Source organism: Neisseria sp. HMSC061H08, assembly GCF_001836795.1.
Lineage (GTDB): Bacteria > Pseudomonadota > Gammaproteobacteria > Burkholderiales > Neisseriaceae > Neisseria > Neisseria subflava_A.
Genome location: NZ_KV830545.1, coordinates 1 through 18288 on the forward strand (window position 1 = coordinate 1; position 18288 = coordinate 18288).

12 protein-coding genes are annotated in these 18288 nt (G+C 51.0%); 6 read left to right on the forward strand and 6 right to left on the reverse strand.

Annotation, left to right across the window (positions count from 1 at the left end; genetic code table 11):
• Positions 1-206: 206 nt before the first annotated feature.
• Both uvrB and HMPREF2675_RS00015 read left to right on the forward strand, forming a co-directional pair.
• Positions 207-2231: an excinuclease ABC subunit UvrB gene (uvrB, locus tag HMPREF2675_RS00010; protein ID WP_070813622.1), complete on the forward strand. Its 2025-nt coding sequence runs from the start codon at positions 207-209 to the stop codon at positions 2229-2231.
• A 50-nt stretch (positions 2232-2281) separates the two neighbouring features.
• The gene (locus HMPREF2675_RS00015; RefSeq protein ID WP_070813623.1) at positions 2282-3784 is read left to right on the forward strand and encodes a P-loop ATPase, Sll1717 family; all 1503 of its coding nucleotides are present in this window, start codon (positions 2282-2284) and stop codon (positions 3782-3784) included.
• A gap of 439 nt (positions 3785-4223) precedes the next feature.
• Here the strand turns inward: HMPREF2675_RS00015 and xth are convergent, their stop codons facing one another.
• The 6 genes from xth to HMPREF2675_RS00045 all read right to left on the reverse strand — a co-directional run bounded on the left by xth (position 4224) and on the right by HMPREF2675_RS00045 (position 11903).
• Positions 4224-4994, reverse strand: coding sequence for an exodeoxyribonuclease III (gene xth / locus HMPREF2675_RS00020; RefSeq protein ID WP_070813624.1), 771 nt, complete (start codon positions 4992-4994; stop codon positions 4224-4226).
• A 166-nt stretch (positions 4995-5160) separates the two neighbouring features.
• Positions 5161-5439 (reverse strand): ArsR/SmtB family transcription factor, encoded by a 279-nt coding sequence (locus tag HMPREF2675_RS00025; RefSeq protein ID WP_070813625.1) that lies wholly within the window; start codon positions 5437-5439, stop codon positions 5161-5163.
• 373 nt (positions 5440-5812) lie between these two features.
• Positions 5813-7576: a monovalent cation:proton antiporter-2 (CPA2) family protein gene (locus tag HMPREF2675_RS00030; protein WP_070813626.1), complete on the reverse strand. Its 1764-nt coding sequence runs from the start codon at positions 7574-7576 to the stop codon at positions 5813-5815.
• Positions 7577-7699: 123 nt separating this feature from the next.
• Positions 7700-8611 (reverse strand): MBL fold metallo-hydrolase, encoded by a 912-nt coding sequence (locus HMPREF2675_RS00035; RefSeq protein WP_283127774.1) that lies wholly within the window; start codon positions 8609-8611, stop codon positions 7700-7702.
• Positions 8612-8819: 208 nt separating this feature from the next.
• Positions 8820-10601: an extracellular solute-binding protein gene (locus HMPREF2675_RS00040; protein WP_070813628.1), complete on the reverse strand. Its 1782-nt coding sequence runs from the start codon at positions 10599-10601 to the stop codon at positions 8820-8822.
• A gap of 99 nt (positions 10602-10700) precedes the next feature.
• The gene (locus HMPREF2675_RS00045; RefSeq protein ID WP_070813629.1) at positions 10701-11903 is read right to left on the reverse strand and encodes a YihY family inner membrane protein; all 1203 of its coding nucleotides are present in this window, start codon (positions 11901-11903) and stop codon (positions 10701-10703) included.
• Between the two features lie 98 nt (positions 11904-12001).
• Between HMPREF2675_RS00045 and wrbA the strand changes: the two genes are divergently transcribed.
• From wrbA to HMPREF2675_RS00065, 4 genes are all read left to right on the forward strand, one after another.
• Positions 12002-12607, forward strand: coding sequence for an NAD(P)H:quinone oxidoreductase (gene wrbA / locus HMPREF2675_RS00050; RefSeq protein WP_036492572.1), 606 nt, complete (start codon positions 12002-12004; stop codon positions 12605-12607).
• A gap of 209 nt (positions 12608-12816) precedes the next feature.
• On the forward strand, positions 12817-14994 hold the full coding sequence (locus tag HMPREF2675_RS00055; RefSeq protein ID WP_070813630.1) for a TonB-dependent siderophore receptor: 2178 nt from the start codon (positions 12817-12819) through the stop codon (positions 14992-14994).
• Positions 14995-15138: 144 nt separating this feature from the next.
• Positions 15139-17337, forward strand: coding sequence for a TonB-dependent hemoglobin/transferrin/lactoferrin family receptor (locus HMPREF2675_RS00060; RefSeq protein ID WP_070813631.1), 2199 nt, complete (start codon positions 15139-15141; stop codon positions 17335-17337).
• A gap of 72 nt (positions 17338-17409) precedes the next feature.
• Positions 17410-18201: a heme/hemin ABC transporter substrate-binding protein gene (locus HMPREF2675_RS00065; protein ID WP_070813632.1), complete on the forward strand. Its 792-nt coding sequence runs from the start codon at positions 17410-17412 to the stop codon at positions 18199-18201.
• Positions 18202-18288: the final 87 nt, after the last annotated feature.

Genomic DNA, 18288 nt, shown 5'->3' on the forward strand with positions numbered 1-18288 from the left:
AGGAGATATTTAGGGGCAATGATGCGGAGTGTCGGCCTTTTATGGGGTAGGGGAATGAAGAGGAGAGATTCAACAGAATAAGCCTCAAGTAGCAAAGAGAGGAGATGAAATATTTAGTCTTATCAGATTAGATTGGCGCACTATCAATTTTCAGACGGCCCTTTGTTATAATCTTCTCTTTACCTGAACATAAAACAGGCTGTCTTATGGAAGTCATCCAATATCCCAATTCTCCGTTTAAACTCCACCAGCCATTTCCCCCTGCCGGCGACCAGCCCACTGCCATTGCCGGCCTGCTCGAAGGGCTTTCAGACGGCCTTGCCTACCAAACCCTGCTCGGCGTAACCGGTTCGGGCAAAACCTATACCATGGCGAACGTCATCGCCCAAAGCGGTCGCCCCGCCATCATCATGGCGCACAATAAAACCCTAGCTGCCCAGCTTTATGCCGAAATGCGCGAGTTTTTCCCCGAAAACGCGGTGGAATATTTCGTCTCCTACTACGACTATTACCAGCCCGAAGCCTATGTGCCCAGCCGCGACTTGTTCATCGAAAAAGACAGCGCGATTAACGAACACATCGAGCAGATGCGCCTTTCCGCCACCAAAAACCTGATGACGCGCGACGACGTGATTATCGTCGCCACCGTGTCCGCCATTTACGGTATCGGCGACCCGACCGAGTATCAACAAATGGTGTTGTCCGTCAAAGAAGGCGATACCATCGAGCAGCGCGACATCATCGCCACGCTCGTTTCCATGCAGTACGAACGCGGCGATTTGGACTTCAAACGCGGCAGCTTCCGCGTGCGCGGCGACGTGATTGACGTATACCCCGCCGAAAGCTCCGAAAACGCCTTGCGCATCAGCTTGTTTGACGATGAAATCGACCGTCTCGATATATTCGACCCGCTTTCAGGCAGCCTTATCCAGCGCGTCGGCCGCTACACCGTCTTCCCGTCCAGCCACTATGTTACCCCACGCGACACCGTCTTGCGCGCCTGCGAATCCATCAAAGAAGAACTGCGCGAACGCATTGAATTCTTCGCCCGCGAACAACGCCCCGTCGAACAACAACGCATCGAACAGCGCACCCGCTTCGATCTCGAAATGCTCTACGAAATGGGCTTCTGCAAAGGCATCGAAAACTACTCCCGCCACTTCTCCGGCAAAAAAGAAGGCGAACCGCCGCCCACGCTGATGGACTACCTACCCGACAACGCCATCATGTTCATCGACGAAAGCCACGTTACCGTTACCCAAATCGGCGGCATGTACAAAGGCGACTCATCGCGCAAGCAAAACCTCGTCGACTATGGCTTTCGCCTGCCTTCCGCCCGCGACAACCGCCCGCTCAAATTCCACGAATTTGAAAAAGTCATGCCGCAAACCGTCTTCGTTTCCGCCACACCCGCCAAATACGAAGAAGAACACGCCGGACAAGTGGTCGAACAAGTCGTCCGCCCCACAGGGCTGGTCGATCCCCAAATCATCATCCGCCCAGTTGCCACCCAAGTCGATGACTTAATGAGCGAAATCAACGACCGCATCCAAAAAGGCGAACGCGTACTCGTTACCACCCTCACCAAACGCATGGCGGAACAACTCACCGACTATTACAGCGAACTCGGCATCAAAGTGCGCTACCTGCACAGCGACATCGACACCGTCGAGCGCGTTGAAATCATTAGAGATTTGCGGCTCGGCCTGTTTGACGTACTCGTCGGCATCAACCTCTTGCGCGAAGGCCTCGACATTCCCGAAGTCTCCCTCGTCGCCATCCTCGACGCCGACAAAGAAGGCTTCCTGCGCTCCCACCGCAGCCTGATTCAAACCATAGGCCGCGCCGCTCGCAATGTGAACGGCGTTGCCATTCTGTACGCCGACAAAATCACCGACTCCATGAAAGCCGCCATCGACGAAACCGAACGCCGCCGCGAAAAACAGATTAAATTCAACGAAGAACATGGTATCGTGCCGCAACAGATTAAAAAACAGGTCAAAGACATCATTGACGGCGTGTACCACGAAGACGACGGCGGCAAAGGTCGTCTGAAAGGCAAGGGCGTGAAAGTCGGCGAGATTCACAACGAAGAAGACGCGATTAAAGAAATCGCCAAACTGGAAAAAGCCATGCAGCAGGCGGCTAGGGATTTGCAGTTTGAAGAGGCGGCTGTGTTGCGAGATAGGATACGGGGGATTAAGGAAGGATTGTTGTTTGGGGCAGAGTGAGATTATTATACTAGTTACGAATATTTAATAAATTTTAATGGGTTATTAAAATGAGTTCTAATGAAATTACATCACTAACAAAAGAGCAAGTGCAAAATATCCGCGAATTTTGGCAGGGCGATTCATCTTTTATTGGCTATCCTGATGCAGAGCGCGATACAACTCATAATAGTTGGTTTGACAATTTGTTAGTACAGCCAAAATGGTTTAAAAAAGCAATTTCCCCTAAAACAACAGTTACTGTCGCTAGAAAAGGAGCTGGTAAATCAGCTGCAAGGTTAACCAGTATACAAAACCGTAAACAGGACTTTTCTACATTAATTGTTGAAGTGTCGGCCGATGAACTTGCCTCATTACATTCAGAACGTTTGAAAGAGGCATCAGGACGAGGTTATGGTGCTGTTGCAGATTGGATACAGATATATGCGGATCTTATTTGCCGCAAACTTGCGCAAGAAATGAGTGGTCGGGTACTTATTAGTGATGATGAGGCTATTTTACGTGCTTGGGCAAAAATTAAGGGGATTACAGAGAGGGATTTTGGTGAACGCATCGTAGATGTTTTGAAAACCATTATTCCATGGGTAAATAAAGTGTCTACTGAAAATTCAGAACAAGAAAAGTATAGCCCTGATAGATTTAATCGTATCATGCAGGCAACAAAATTCGTATTATATGTTGATGATTTCGATAATTTACAAGAAGAAGGTAACACTACTAGCATTCGATTAATTAGAGATGCAGTTGAAGCTGCTGATAGAATAACGCATGATAATAAAGATGCAGAAGTACATTTATTTATGAGACAAGATTTATGGCTAAGTTTAAATCCAGGTTGGCATTATGCTGATAAAATAAGTGGAGTAATGTCTCTGAATTGGGATTTTTCTGAGTTAAAAAAATGGTTTTATCAAAGATTGAGGCTTGCAATTGGATTGGCATTAAAAATTAGTCCTGCATTAATTAAAGTACCATTTAATGATATGTGGCATGTCTTTTTTGAACCTGAAGTAACTCTAAAAAATAAAGAGACAAGTGATTCATTTAGTTACATTGTTCGAAGAACAATGTATACACCTCGTAGCCTTGGTAATCTGATTAAGCATGCCTTAGATGCGGCCGAAGAACTACCAGTTTCTAATACTGAAGTTTACGAAGCTGAGTGGAGTTATTCAATAGACCAACTTGAATTCTTAAAGACGGAATTTCGATCTTTGTGTAAAGGTTTAGATATTTGCCTTCAATCTTTTACAGGAAAACCTTTGGAATGGAAGGCATCTGATTTATATCAGCACTTAAAAGGTTTAATTGGTAATGGACAGGTAAAACTAAAGGATGGTGTTTTACATGATGCTAATGAAGCGGTTGCCCTTGCGCGTTTTCTTTTTAGAATTGGTTTTTTGGAAGTGCGTTACCCTGAAGAAGGTAGATTTGAAGTGCGTGATGTAATGAGGCATCCAGATCATTGGAAAAGTGTCCGAACTGATGATGCAGTACGATGGGCTGTCAGAAGTGCTTTTTTTAATGGTCTAAAATCTCATCGCGGATATTAAGCAAGCGTAGGGTGGGCACTTGTATCCGACAAAGCAAGCGTAGGTTGGGTCAAGACCCAACAAAACTGTTAAATTTCACAGAGTGTTGGGTTTTCAACCCAACCTACATTTTGCTCAAGTGGCACATAATAAAAAGGTCGTCTGAAAACCATGAATCCGTTTTCAGACGACCTTTGTTTCATTCCAAACAACAAATATAATCACTGAAAGCAAGCCGTAGCTTGCATGACTAACCGCGTGTATGGCTGCACCACACACCTCACCTGCAGATGACACAAACTTTAAAACCGAGGTGTAGAGTTATGTGCGGTACGCACGCACACGTGTTTGGGTGTTCAAACTTTCAGACAATTTCAAACGTCGTCTGAAAAACTCTTAGCGCAAAGGCCGTCTGAAATCTAGTTTTCAGACGGCCTTATTGTTTATATTGCTTCAAAATCTAACAGTCAAACTCGGCAATTACCGGTGCGTGGTCGCTGGGGCGTTCTTGGGCGCGGGTTTCTAGGTCGACGGTGACGTTGGTAAGGGTGGCGGCGAGTTCGGGGCTGGTGAGGATGTGGTCGATGCGCAGGCCGAGTTTGCGTTGGAACATGGCGCCGCGGTAGTCGAACCATGTGTAGAACGCGCCTTCGGGGTGGATTTTGCGCAGGCTGTCGGTCAGGCCGAGGTCGAGCAGGTTTTTAAACCATTGTCTTTCGATGGAGGAGCAATGGATTTTTTCGTGCCATTTTTCGGGGGCGTAGCAGTCGGCATCGGTCGGGGCGATGTTGAAGTCGCCGAGCAGGACGAGTTTGGGGTGGGCGGCCATTTCGGTGCGGACGAACTCGGTCAATGCGGCAAACCATTGTTCTTTGTATTGGAATTTTGGGCTGTCCAGGGCTTCGCCGTTGACGCAATAGACGTTGATGACGCGCACGCCGTTGATGGTGGCGGCGATGACGCGGCGTTGCGGGTCGTCAGGGAGGGCGGGCAGGCCGCAATGTACGTCTTGCGGTTCGTGGCGGCTGATGATGGCGACGCCGTTATAGGTTTTTTGGCCGCTCCAGACGCAGTGCCAGCCCATCATTTGCAGGGCGGCTGCCGGAAATTTGTCTTGGTCGAGCTTGAGTTCTTGTAAGGCGAGTATGTCGGCTTGGTGGTCGGCCAGCCAGTTTTGTACTTGGGGCAGGCGGACGTTGAGGGAATTGACGTTCCAAGTGGCGATTTTCATGATGTTTCCGTGTGTGTTATTGGGTGGGAAGGCGGCGGATTGCGCCTGTGGGCATGGGCGGTATTGTATAGCGGATTGGTTTATTTTTCGATATGGGCTAAAAGTGGTAGGCCGTCTGAAGCTGATGTTTCAGACGGCCTTGATGTTGTGATATGGAATAATTTGTTTATTCGGCTTGGTCTTTGAGCGTACGCAGGGTATCGAGGATGGTGGTGGCTTCTTCGGAGATGAGGCGGTATTCGATGATGCGGTGGTAGCGCGTGAAATCAATGATGCCTTCGGTGCGCAGGCGTGCGAGGTGGTTGGCAATGCCGGTCGGGGAGGAGTCGAGCGCCTGTGCCAGTTCGGTAATGCTGCGGTCGCCGTCAAGCAGCAGAAAAAGGATGGCCATGCGTTCGGGGTTGGCAATCAGTTTGAGAATGGTAGAGAGACGCTTGATTTCCATATTATTGTTCCTTATTGTCTGTTATATGAACGCTTGATTTGGGTTAAATTTGGATGATTGTAGTTTTTATTAAGATTAACCTTATAATTCAAACTCTTAGTTTGAAGTGTACACGGTTTTGTAAAATTTGAGGGCATTGTTTTGCAATTTTTTGTTCATTTTCGATATTTTGCTTCGGTTGTGAAACTGGAGTGAAAAGAGACGAAAAGGCCGTCTGAAATGTTCCGTTGCAGATGATTTTGCTGACGGATGTTTCAGACGGCCTTTGATTTGGCTTTAAACTGCCTGCGTTCCGGACGGGCGTAAAAAGTGCGGTGTTTTGCAATTTTTCGCTTAAATTCCATCGCTTGCAGCTACAAAAGTGCGCTCTATTTTACGAATTTTTCTTTATATTCCCCAACAGTAATCTGCGCCCTTCAAATTCCTTGCCGGCAATTTCCAAAGCGAAGCGTTCTTTGTCGGCGTCGCGTACTTTGTCGTGTACGGCACGTAATTCCTGCACGCTAGCACCCAATGCCTTGACGATTTCATCGCCCATTTTCATGGAAGAATAGAAGGTTTCGCGCACTACGAAATCCGCTTCCGCTTTCACTAGGGCCAGCGCATTGCGTCTGTCCCAGGCGCGCACGAACACCTTGGCGTTCGGGTTGATATGATGAATATTTTCCACAATTCTGACCGCACTTTCTCCGTTGTCCACGCATACCGCTACGATGTCGGTGTGTTCTACGCCGCAGGCATGCAGCACGTCGGCGCGGGTGGCTTCGCCGTAATAGACTTTGAAACCGTATTCGCGTGCGACGTTGATGGTGTCGGGATCGTTGTCCAGAATGGAAATGGTGGCACCGTAGGCTAGCGGCATTTGGCTGACCACCTGCCCCATGCGCCCGAATCCGATAATCAGCACGTTGCCGTTGAGTTCGCCCGCATGTTCTTCCACATCGTCCACTGCCGCAGCTGCGCGGGATTCTTTGAAATAGCGCTCGAACAGCATAACGCTGAAGGGTGTCGTAATCATGGCGAGCACCACGATTGCCGTCATATTCGCTAGCACTTCCGCATTAATCGCCCGTTGTGCGGCAGCGGAGGCGAGTAATACGAAGGCGAATTCACCGCCCTGCGACATCAGTACGGCGCGGTGTATCGCGGTGTGATGGCTTGCTTTGGCAAAACGCGCCACTCCATAAACGGCAAGGCATTTCAAGATAATCATCAGTACAGTGGCGGAAAGAATTACCTTCCAGTTATTGAGCACTGTTGCCACATCCAGCGACATCCCGACAGCTAAGAAAAACAGCCCGAGCAAAAGGCCTCGGAACGGTTCGATATCCGCTTCAAGCTGATGACGGAAGTCGGATTCCGACAGCAGCACTCCCGCCAGAAACGCACCCATCGCCATAGACAGACCGCCCAGCTCCATTAAATAAGCCGCACCGAGTACCACCAGCAGCGCGGCGGCAGTCATCACCTCGCGTGCTTTGGATTTTGCCAGAATTTTAAACAGCGGATTGAGCAGCCAAATACCTGTCGCAATCAACGCTGCCAAAGAAAGCGCGGCAACACCGATTTTCTGCCATAGCGGTACGGCATCGGCAACGGCATTGGGATTATCGGGTGCTAGAAATGCTACAATCGCCAGCATGGGCACAATCAGCAAATCTTCAAACAGCAAAATGGAGACAATGCGCTGACCTTGCGGTGTGCTGATTTCATGACGTTCGTCCATAATCTGCATGACCATTGCGGTGGAGGTGAGTGTAAAACCTACCGCCGAAATAAACGACATCACTAAAGAAAAACCGTAAGCCAGCCCGATTTGGGTAAGGAACAGACTGGAAAAAGTCACCTGCAGGGTACCCAAGCCGAAAATCTGATTACGCAATTTCCATAAATGCGACGGCTTCATTTCCAGCCCGATCAAAAACAGAAACATCACCACGCCGAATTCCGCAATATGCAAAATAGCGTGGGAATCGGTAATGAGCTTTAATCCGAAGGGTCCGATAACCAGCCCCGCAGCCAAATAACCCAGAATCGAGCCTAGACCTAAACGTTTAAATAACGGCACGGCAACTACCGCCGCCCCCAATAACTCCACCACGTGCAATAAATCGCCGTTAGCTGCTTCTACCGCCATAATTCCTGCCTTTGTTAATTCATAAAAATTTTTGTATTATAAAGGAAAATCGCCGTAACACAAAAAAGTCGTCTGAAAAATGGATTCAGACGGCGTTTAGCATTTCAGGCAGCCTGAAAATGTTTAGCGTCTTTCAATCGGGTCGTATTCAGCAGGCAGCCAAGTGTAGCTGCCGTTGCTTTCGGCACGGATGTGTCCGATGCCAGGGAAGGGCATATGTGCGCCAGCTATCCAGATTTTACGTGTGGCGGCATCTTTGAGCGCGGCTTGGCGGCTGGCGTGTGCCCGTTTGGGGTCGCTGTCAAACTCAATGGCGATTTCGGGATCAAGCATTTGCAGTGTGTGGTTGTGCATCAAATCGCCCCACACCAGCATGGTTTGTCCTTTTGAAGTGAACTCGATGCCATTGTGCCCAGGCGTATGACCAGGACTCGGTTTGGATACCATACCCGGAATCACTTCTTCGCCGGTTTTGTAGAATTTCACCCGATCGGCTTTAACATAAGGCGCTACGGCGTCGCGTGCCAGCTGTGCAAAGCCGCGGATGGCTTCGGGAATCTGATCCATTTTTTGATCAAGCCAGAAGCCTTTTTCTTCTTTCGCCAGCAGAAGCGTTGCATTCAGGAACACCATTTTACCGTCGTGCGTTAAGCCGCTGACGTGGTCGAAGTGCATGTGAGTCGGCAGCAGAATGTCCACCTGTTCGGGTGTATAGCCGGCGGCTTTCATGCTGTTTACCAGTTTGCCGGTATTTTTACCCATAATATCCACATCGTCCGTGCCGGAATCCAATAAAATCAAATTCTTACCCGTATTGACCAGAAAGCAGATAACTGCGGTATTCACGCCTTTATCCGCTTCGAGCGGGCTGAATTCGCGCGCGATTAAATCGTCCAATTCCGCTGCACTTTTATTGCTGAACGGTTGGAATAATTGCGGGCTGACGGAAAGAAAGCCGTCGTATAATGCGGTGACTTCAAAATCGCCCACCATTAAACGGTGATAGCCGGGAACCTGCGTTCTTACCTGTTTCACGGCATGTTCCGCCGGAGTGAACGCCGGCGCTGCGATTGATGCGTTTGAAATAAACATGGTGCCGGCGATAATTGTTGTTTTTTCTTTTATGTTTGTGTTGAATCAGCCGATTGATTGTTTTTAAACAAACAACTAGGTTTTATGATTCTATGCTTAGGACTACACGCCAAGGGCTTGTCAGACGCTTGGACGTGTTGTCGAAATGCGACTACTTTTTCTTCCAGCCTGCGGTCATGGCGAAGGTGATGGGGTCGTAGTATTTCGGCAGCTTGGACGGAATGCCGACATCGTTACGGTACACGACGCGGTAGCGGTCGGCGAACCAGTTTGGAACGATGGTGTATTGGTGGCGAATCAGTCGGTCGAGCGCGCGCGAGGTGGTTTGCAGCTCTTGGCGGTTGGTAAAGCTGTTGAAATGGGTCAGCAGTTTTTCGACCGCAGGATGACAGACGCCGGATAGGTTGCGGCTGCCTTCGGTTTTGGCGGCGGCGCAGCTGAAGTAGTCGTATTGCTCGTTGCCGGGGCTTTCGCTGTTGCCGTAGTAGCCGGTGGTCACGTCAAAATCGAAGTCGTTCATGCGTTTTTGGTACACGGCGGAGTCGGAGGTGCGCACGTTCATGGTAATGCCGATTTTGGCGAGGTCGCTCTGCCATTTGGAGGTAATGCGTTCGTAGTTTTTGCTTGGTGCGAGGAATTCAAAGGTCAGCGGTTTGCCTTGTTTGTCGACTGCTTTGCCGTTTTTGTATTGATAGCCGCCTTTTTCAAGCAGGGCGCGTGCTTTGAGCAGGTTCGGGCGCACGCCCAGTTTGGGGTCGGTAACCGGCGGCATAGGGACGTCTTGATCCAATACGCCGTCGGGCAGCTTGGTGCCCAATGATTTGAGCAATGCGGTTTCCGCGCTGTCCGGCTTGCCGGTTGCGGCCATGGTGCTGTTGGTGAAGAAGCTGTCGGTGCGGCGGTATGCGCCGTAGAAGATGCGGCGGTTGACGCTTTCGTAGTCGAAGCTTTCAATCAAGGCGCGGCGGACGTAAATATTGTCCAAGGGCTTGTGGCGCATATTGATGACGAAGCCTTGCATGCCGGCCGTGCTGTTTTGTATCCATTCGTGTTTGGACAGATTGCGTTTTTTGAGGACTTCGTCGGAGTAGGCGCGTGCCCAGTTGCGGGCGACGTTTTCTTGTACGAAGTCATATTGGCCGCCTTTCAGTCCTTCGATGCGGACAACTTCGTCTTTGACGTATTTGATGCGGATGTGGTCGTAGTTGTAGCGGCCTTTGCGTACGGGCAGATTTTGCGCCCAGTAGTTTTTGTCGCGGACAAACTCGCTGATGCGGCCGTTTTCGGCTTTGGCAAAACGGTAGGGGCCGGAGCCGATCGGCAGGCTGTTGGGTGCGGCGGCCAGGCCTTTGGGATAGCTTTTATGCGAGAAGACGGGCAGGCTGCCGAGAATCATGTGCAATTCTGAGTTGCGCTGTTTGAAGCGGAACACGACGGTGCGATCGCTGGGCGTTTCCACTTTGGCCACGTCGCTCCAGTAGAAGTGGTACATGGGGGCGGCAGCTTTGTCTTTGGTCAGGATGTTAAATGAAGCGGCAACGTCTTTGGCCAAAACGGGGTCGCCGTTGTGGAATTTGGCTTTAGGGTTGATTTTGAAGGTAACGGAAAGGCCGTCCGGCGCCAGGGCGATGTCTTCGGCAATCAGGCCGTAAACGGCGTAAGGTTCGTCCATGCTTTGCTCGGTCAGGGTGTCGAGCGTCAGCATGCTGATGCCGTATTCGTGGTTGCCTTTGAGGGTAAAGGGATTGAGCGTGTCAAAAGCACCGAGGAAAGGCGTGGTAAACGAGCCGCCTTTGGGAGCGTTGGGATTGACGTATTCGAAGGCGGTGAAGTTGGCCGGATATTTCGGTGGTTGGCCAAGGCTTACGCCGTGGGCGGCAAAAGCGGCAGATGGAATCAGACCGAGCAGCGAGAGTAGGGCTGGTGTTTTCATCTATTTTTCCTTGTAGGTTGAATGTAGTATTCAGTAGTGTGCTGATTATAGCAAAGGCCGTCTGAAACTTGATATTTTTGCTTTCAGACGGCGTCAGGTTTAAGAGGATTGTTTTTTCGTATGGGCACTGAACTCGGCCAGCGTCATGTTCAAGGTTTCCAAGCAGGGCTGCATGATGTGGTCAACCGTTTGATTAACCTTGTCTTTATTAAGCGTTTGCGGACGGTAGACAAAGAGTTTGAACAGCTCAGCCAAGTCGATGGACTCCGCTCCCATTTTCAAGACCCAGCCCTGACGGCCGGAATAGACATAACCGTGTTGTGCCAGCTTTTCTAAAAGCTCGCCCAATTCGTCAAAGCCCATATTGATATGCCGTCTGAACTCCTGCACCGGCAATGCCTTGCCGTTTTGTTGGGCAGAATCGAGCAGCAGCAGGATTTTCAATACATCGTCAAAGCGGCCGCGCGCATCCAAACTGCGGCGGAACGCTTCGCCGCGCCAGTAGGACAGGGACGAGGTCAAAACCGCGCCGCCCAATACCAGCGTCCACAACAGGTTGAGCCACAACAGGAAAAACGGTACAGCGGCAAATGCGCCGTAAATCGATTTGTAGCCGTCAAAGTTGCCCATGTACCACGCGAACAAAAAGCGTGCCGTTTCCAAGCAAAACGCCGTTACGGCCGCGCCGACCAAAGCATGGCTGGCAGGCACAAAACGGTTGGGCACAAAGCGGTATAAACCCCACAGCAGTAGCGTAATAAATGAAACCGTGGTTATGCCCCTCAGCCATTCCGAGCCGCCCACCACTTGCACCTGACCGATCACGACCGACAAGCCCACGCCCAAAGACAAAGGCCCAAACGTCAGCAACGCCCAATACACCAAAAACTGCATCATCCAGGGCCGTTGCGAATTGACGCGCCAAATCCGGTTGAACGCATTGTCTATCGTCCGAATCAGCATCAGCGAGGTTACGACCAACATCACACTGCCGATGGCCGTCAGCTTGGTAGCCTTATCGCGGAACGCATTGATGTAGTCAAACACCATATCCGCACCCTGCGGCACAATGGTGCGGTTGATAAAAGAGACAAATTCCCCCGACCATTGGTCGAAAACGGGGAAAGCCGAAGCGATGACGACCATCACCGTCAACACGGGTACCAAAGCCAAAAGCGTCGTAAACGTCATGCTTGCCGCCACCTGCGGCACACGCTCGTCATCAAAACGGCGCACGACAAACCAAGCAAACGCCACGCCCTTACTTTTCAAAAAATCTTGCCACCATTGCGAAAACGGCATAACCTTTTCCCACTTTTGAATAGAAATTTTTCTTTTCAGACGGCCCTAGTATTCAAAAGGCCGTCTGAAACCTGACAGCATTGTAACGGAAACCCCAAATGAACCCAAATCCCCTGAAAATCCTCGTCCTCTTTTATTCCCAAAACGGCAGCACGCGCAACCTTGCCCGCCAAATCGCACGCGGTATCGAAAGCGTGGACGGTTGTGAAGCCGTATTGCGTACCGTGCCCAAAGTTTCCACCGTTTGCGAAGCCGTTGAAAAAGCCGTTCCCGACGAAGGCGCTCCCTACGCGACTGCCGACGACCTCAAAAATTGCGCCGGTCTCGCGCTCGGCAGCCCGACACGTTTCGGCAATATGGCCGCCGCGATGAAATACTTTATCGACGGCACCATTCCCCTTTGGCTCGGCGCAGAACTCGTCGGCAAGCCTGCCACCGTATTCACCAGCACATCTTCGCTGCACGGCGGCCAAGAAACTACCCTGCTGACCATGATGCTGCCCCTGTTGCACCACGGCATGGTCATCAGTGGCATTCCCTATACCGAGTCCGCGCTCAGCAATACCCAAAGCGGCGGCACGCCTTACGGCGCAAGCCATGTTTCCGGCCACGACAGCAAGCCGGCATTGACCGCCGAAGAAAACGACATTGCCTTCGCACAAGGTAAACGTTTGGCAGAATTGGCACGAAAATTGGCAGACTGATTTTTTGTGATAAAAAGATTAAGGCCGTCTGAAAACCTGATGATTCAGTTTTCAGACGGCCTTTTTAGTTATTTATAACTAGCAAACAAATAAATATTTCTAATTAAACAAACTACTTAGAAAATAGGGATTAGAACATAGTTTCATCGGACTACATCTTTTTGATAGAATCTGCCACCAAATTAAAACATCAGCTAACTGGAGAAGCTATGTCACTACCCGTATTTCCCTATGGCAAATTAAGCTTTGCCGTCAGTCTGGCTTTGTGTTCGGCGTATTCTTTCGCAACCGAAGTAGAAAATAGCCAGCCGCAAGAACATGTCGATTTGCCGACAGTTACCGTCCAAGGTGTCGGAAAACAGACTACTTCCAACTACACCATTCCCGCTTCTTCCGCCGCAACAGGCATCCGCCTGACCCAGCGCGAAACGCCGCAGTCCTTGTCTGTCGTTACCGAAAAACAAATGGATGACCAAGGTTTGGATACCTTGCAGGACGTGTTGAAACAAACACCGGGCGTGTTCCACAGCAAAATGGGCAACAACGTATCCGGTCACAGCCAGTTTATTTCGCGCAGTCAGGCGATTGACAGCATTTCCGTGGATGGCGCGCCTAAATTCCTTTACGACGGTAAAGCCATCCGCCGCGGCACCAACAATCTGGACAGCACATTGTACGAACAAGTCGTCGTCGTACGTGGCGCAAGCGGTTTGTCCAACGGCGGTATGGGCGAGCCGGGCGGTACGGTTGCTTTGGAACGTAAAAAACCGACTGTCAAGCCAGCCATCAGCGTGGAAGCCGGTGTCGGTTCGTGGAACCACTACCGCTTCGTCCTTGATGCCAATCAGCCTTTGAATGCAGACAATACCTTGCGCGGCCGCGCTATTTTGGTCAGCGACCACGGCGGCGATTACCTGCCGAACACTTCTCGCCACAATCACACTTTCTACGGTACTTTGTCTTACGATATCACGCCGCAAACCCAATGGCGCCTCGGTACAGAAATACACCGTTTCCGCAATACCGGTAGCTCGCGTTTCAGCTACCTGACCGCAGCAGGTTCGCGCCGTACTGGATTCATACCATTTGAGTCTTCGCCGCGCAGCAATTCTTCCGCACGCTGGGCATACGGCAAGGACACCAGTGCCGAAGTATTCACTTCCCTCAGCCATGAGTTTGACAATGGCTGGAAACTGACAGGCAATTACAGCCATGTTTCGGGCAAAAACGACATCGTTTCAGGCATTGCCGGTACATACGAAATCAATACCGACTATTCCGCGCTCTTTACATCCGACCGCGATCGCAGCAAATATCGCGACCAAGATTTCTCCCTGACTTTGGATGGTCACTATCCTGCATTGGGCCGTTCGCATGAGTTCAATGCGGGCATCAGCTATCAGGACAACAAAGAAAACCTGTCTTTCTATGAAGAAGGCGAATCGACGATTCCTGATTTGCGCCTCTTTAACGGCAATATCGCCAAACCCGATATGCCGTATCTGCGCGATGGTTTTTCACGCATGAAAAACCTGTCGGTTTACGGCTCGACCCGTTTCAAACTGACCGACAAGCTCGCCTTTATCGGCGGCAGCCGTTTTGTGGATTGGCGTTACCGTTACAGCACCAGCCGTAACAAATTCGCACACAGCAGCCATAAACAAAACGTTTTCATTCCTTATTTGGGCGTAACCTACGACATCGGCGACAATCTGACTGCCTATGCGTCTTACACCACCATTTTCCGTCCGCAAGTGCGTTACCTGACCAAAGACGGCGCGGCGCTCAAACCGCAGCGCGGCAAAACCTACGAGACCGGTTTGAAAGCCTCATGGTTTGAAGGCCGTCTGAATGCTTCCGCCTCCGTCTTTATGAACAAACGTGACCATTTGGGCGTGGTTGCAGGCAAATTTGCAAATGGCGAGGAATACTACCGCGCAGCCGACAACACCACAACAAAAGGCATGGAACTCTCTGTCGGCGGCCGCCTGAGCGACAAATGGCTGCTGAATGCGTCTTATGCACGTTCCAAAATCAAAGACAGCGAAGGGGTTCAACTGCATCCGTCTTACCCGGTTCATTTGTTCAAACTCTTTACCGCGTATGACGTGACCGACCGTTTGAACCTGGGTGCCAACGTCAACTGGCAAAGCCGAAGCCACACGCTGGACGAATACCCTGCAGACATCAATCCGGCCGCAGCCGCCGCATTGACCCAACGTCCGTACGCAACGCTGGACTTGACCGGTCATTACAAAATCGGCAAATCTACCCGTATCAGTTTGGACTTTGAAAACGTGTTCAACAAACGCTACCGCACCATGCCGGATATTCACGTTTACGGCACGCCGCGTAGTGTGACTGCAACGGTTAAACATACGTTCTAATTGAAAAGAAAAATAGTGCAGGCCGTCTGAAAACCTAAATTATCGGGTTTTCAGACGGCCTTTTGTTCATATCTTAAACTTGCAAAAACCGTCTGTTTGTTTTATAAATGCAAACCATTATTATTCAAATGATAAGGTTATGTAATGAAAAAGAAAGCGATTGCCTGTGTAGTAGGGGCGGTTTTTTCTGGACAGTTATATGCGGCTCAGATGCCGGTGGCTCAGGCAGAAATAGAGCCTGTGGTGGTCACGGCCGACCGCAATGCGCAAACCTTGGATAAAGCCGCGCCGAATGTGTCGGTTATCGGACGTAAAACCTTGAATCAAGCCTCGGCGCAGAATTTGGACGATATCGTGATGTATGAATCTGGTGTCAGCGTGCCGTCAGACAACAATCGCCGCGGTCATGCCGGTATCAATATCCGAGGCATAGATGGCAACCGCATTCTGATGATGGTGGACGGCGTGCGCATTCCTGAATCTTATGCAGGCGGCGGCTCCAACGGCGCGATTTCGGGACGCGATATGGTCGAAAGCGACACACTCAAGCAGGTCGATATTGTCAAAGGTCCTTATTCCGCGCTGTACGGTAGCGATGCGCTCGGCGGTGTGGTGAATATGGTGACGCTCTCTCCGAGTGATTTCGTCGATGAAGGCAAACGCGGTTATTTCGGTTTGAAACACGGCTACCGCAGCCGCGACCGCAGCCATGGAGTTACTGCGACTGTGGCAGGTTTCCATGAAAACGCCGAAGGTCTGCTGATGCTGACGCGCCGTCAAGGTCATGAAACCGAAAACATGGGCAGCGATACCAGCTACTCGACTGCGCGTACTGCTACCAACCCGCAGAAGAACAATGCCTACAATATCTTGGCGAAAGGCAATATCGGCAACGAACGCCACCGCTTGGAAACTTTGTACGAACAGTATTACCACGCCAACGATACCGTATTGGCAAACGGCTTGGGTTCGCAATCGCGCGGGCCGGTAACCATTGCAACATCCGAGAGCAATGCTCGCGACCGTATCCGCCGTCAACGTATCGAAGCGGGCTACCGCTACACTGGCGAAGGCCGTCTGAAAGAAGCCAACCTGACTGCCTATCAGCAAAAACTGCGTACGGAAGACGATGCTGTCGATGCGAGCATTACACGTATGGGCGCGCGCCAATTAGGTAACTCGACCCGTTATTCCGACTACGGTTTCAATCAGACCATACGTGGGCTGAACGGGCATGGCGTGTGGGAATTTGACGGTGCGGTCAAACAAACCGTCGTTGCCGGCGCTGAATACAAACACACCGAGACCGCCCGTCCGCGCGACAGCCTGACAGTGGACAATCTGACCGGCGCTGTCAGCAAAGTTTATGCAGGCAGCACCTATCCGAATAAAACCTTCCCCGACAGCAAGCGCAAAACGTTCAGCGTTTACGCACAAGACAGCCTGACCTTCGGCGACGGCATCGTCCTGACCCCGGCCTTGCGTTACGAAAAAGACAAGCTGAACACGTCGACCGATCAAGCCTATCTCAACGCCAATCCCAGCGGAACGGCGACGCGCTTTAGCGATTCTGCGTTTACGCCCAGCCTGCGCCTGAGCGTGCCGATGGGTGAGCAGTTCACCGGTTTCGCTACTTATTCCCAAGGCTTCCGCACGCCGCCGTTTGACAGCGCGACCATGGCGTTTGCCAATACGACCTACGGCTATGCCGTCATCCCGAATGCCAACCTCAAATCCGAACGCTCCAACAGCTTTGAATTGGGGATGAAATTCAAAAACGAACGCGCCCGTGCGCAAGTCACCGCGTTCTACAACCGTTACCGCAACTTCATCAACCGCACTGAAATCGGTACCTCCACTGTTGGCAGACGCCCGATTATCCAGTACCAATATCAAAACCTTGATCACGTCAAAACCTACGGTGCTGAAGCTTCTGCCGCCTACAAATTCCTGCCGGGCTGGCAAGTCTCCGGCAGCATCGCTTGGATGCGCGGTGAGCAGCAGGACGGCAAACCGTTGGATTCCGCTTATCCGCTCAACGGCGTTTTGGGTTTGGATTACACTCAGGAAAAATGGGGTGTCGGCACCAAGCTGCGCTGGTCGAAAAAACACAGCCGCGTCAGCAGCGATACTGTTTTCCAAGCGCCGGGTTATGGCGTATGGGATGTCGGCGCGTGGTACAAGCCGTTTAAAAACCTCGAAATCGGCGCAAACATCTACAATGTCGGCAACAAAAAATACTGGCAGCACGCCGACGTTGCCGGCATGAGCCGTACCAGTGTGATGGACTTGTACACCGAAACCGGCCGTAATTTCGCCGCAACCGTACAACTGAAGTTCTAATGTGATTCAGCCGTTTTCAGACGGCCTGAGAAAGCGAGCAGGCCGTCTGAAAGTATTCGACAAGGAAAAACAATGAAACTCAAACTCCTCCTGCTTTCCGCGTTTATTTCGTTGGCCGGTACTGCACACGCGCAACGTATCGTCGTGTTGACCCCCGATACGGCAGACATTGTTGCCGCGCTCGGCGCATTGGACGAAATCGTCGGCCGCGATCAGACCGTTCAAAATCCGGCGTTGAAAAACAAGCCCAGTATCGGCATTCATCGCCGCCTGACGGTTGAACCGATTGTGGCCGCCAAACCCGACATCGCCATCGGTTCATGGATGGCGCAGCCTGCCGATATTTTTGCCCACCTGCAAAAATCAGGCATTAAAGCCGTCAATGTTGCGCCCGATGATAGCATCGCCGCCTATCCGCAAAGTATCCGCAACATTGGTCAGCTTATCGGCAAAAGCGCGCAGGCGGATAAGTTGGCCAGTAAGTGGCAGGCGGATATGAAACAGCAGCCTTCCAGCGGCAAACGCTACCTATTCAGCTACGACGGGCGCATCGTATCGGGCAAAAACACTGCCGCCGACGAAATCATCCACCGCGCCGGCGGTATCAATGCCGCAGCCGCCATTGACGGCCTCAAACCGATGACGCGTGAGGCATGGATTGCGGCCAAACCTGACATTATCATTATTGCCGACCACAACACCGCCATGATAGGCAACGTCAAAACCTTTGCCGCACGCCCCGAAATCGCCGGCTCGCCTGCCGCGAAAAACGGCAAGATTTATTTGTGGAAGGCCAACGATATGTTCCGTTACGGGCTGGATACGCCGCAAGTGATTCAGCGTTTGCACGGTTTGGTGAAATAAACGCGCCTGTTTTGAAAAACCTGTCTGATTTTTGTTTTCAGACGGCCTTGATTTGTTCCTTCTTATTGAGGAGGAAGCAAAACGGTT

Excerpts from the sequence above, each read along its gene's own strand:
- uvrB (WP_070813622.1), top strand. The coding sequence starts at position 207 with ATGGAAGTCATCCAATATCCCAATTCTCCGTTTAAACTCCACCAGCCA.
- HMPREF2675_RS00015 (WP_070813623.1), top strand. The coding sequence starts at position 2,282 with ATGAGTTCTAATGAAATTACATCACTAACAAAAGAGCAAGTGCAAAAT.
- xth (WP_070813624.1), bottom strand. The coding sequence starts at position 4,994 with ATGAAAATCGCCACTTGGAACGTCAATTCCCTCAACGTCCGCCTGCCC.
- HMPREF2675_RS00025 (WP_070813625.1), bottom strand. The coding sequence starts at position 5,439 with ATGGAAATCAAGCGTCTCTCTACCATTCTCAAACTGATTGCCAACCCC.
- HMPREF2675_RS00030 (WP_070813626.1), bottom strand. The coding sequence starts at position 7,576 with ATGGCGGTAGAAGCAGCTAACGGCGATTTATTGCACGTGGTGGAGTTA.
- HMPREF2675_RS00040 (WP_070813628.1), bottom strand. The coding sequence starts at position 10,601 with ATGAAAACACCAGCCCTACTCTCGCTGCTCGGTCTGATTCCATCTGCC.
- HMPREF2675_RS00045 (WP_070813629.1), bottom strand. The coding sequence starts at position 11,903 with ATGCCGTTTTCGCAATGGTGGCAAGATTTTTTGAAAAGTAAGGGCGTG.
- wrbA (WP_036492572.1), top strand. The coding sequence starts at position 12,002 with ATGAACCCAAATCCCCTGAAAATCCTCGTCCTCTTTTATTCCCAAAAC.
- HMPREF2675_RS00055 (WP_070813630.1), top strand. The coding sequence starts at position 12,817 with ATGTCACTACCCGTATTTCCCTATGGCAAATTAAGCTTTGCCGTCAGT.
- HMPREF2675_RS00060 (WP_070813631.1), top strand. The coding sequence starts at position 15,139 with ATGAAAAAGAAAGCGATTGCCTGTGTAGTAGGGGCGGTTTTTTCTGGA.
- HMPREF2675_RS00065 (WP_070813632.1), top strand. The coding sequence starts at position 17,410 with ATGAAACTCAAACTCCTCCTGCTTTCCGCGTTTATTTCGTTGGCCGGT.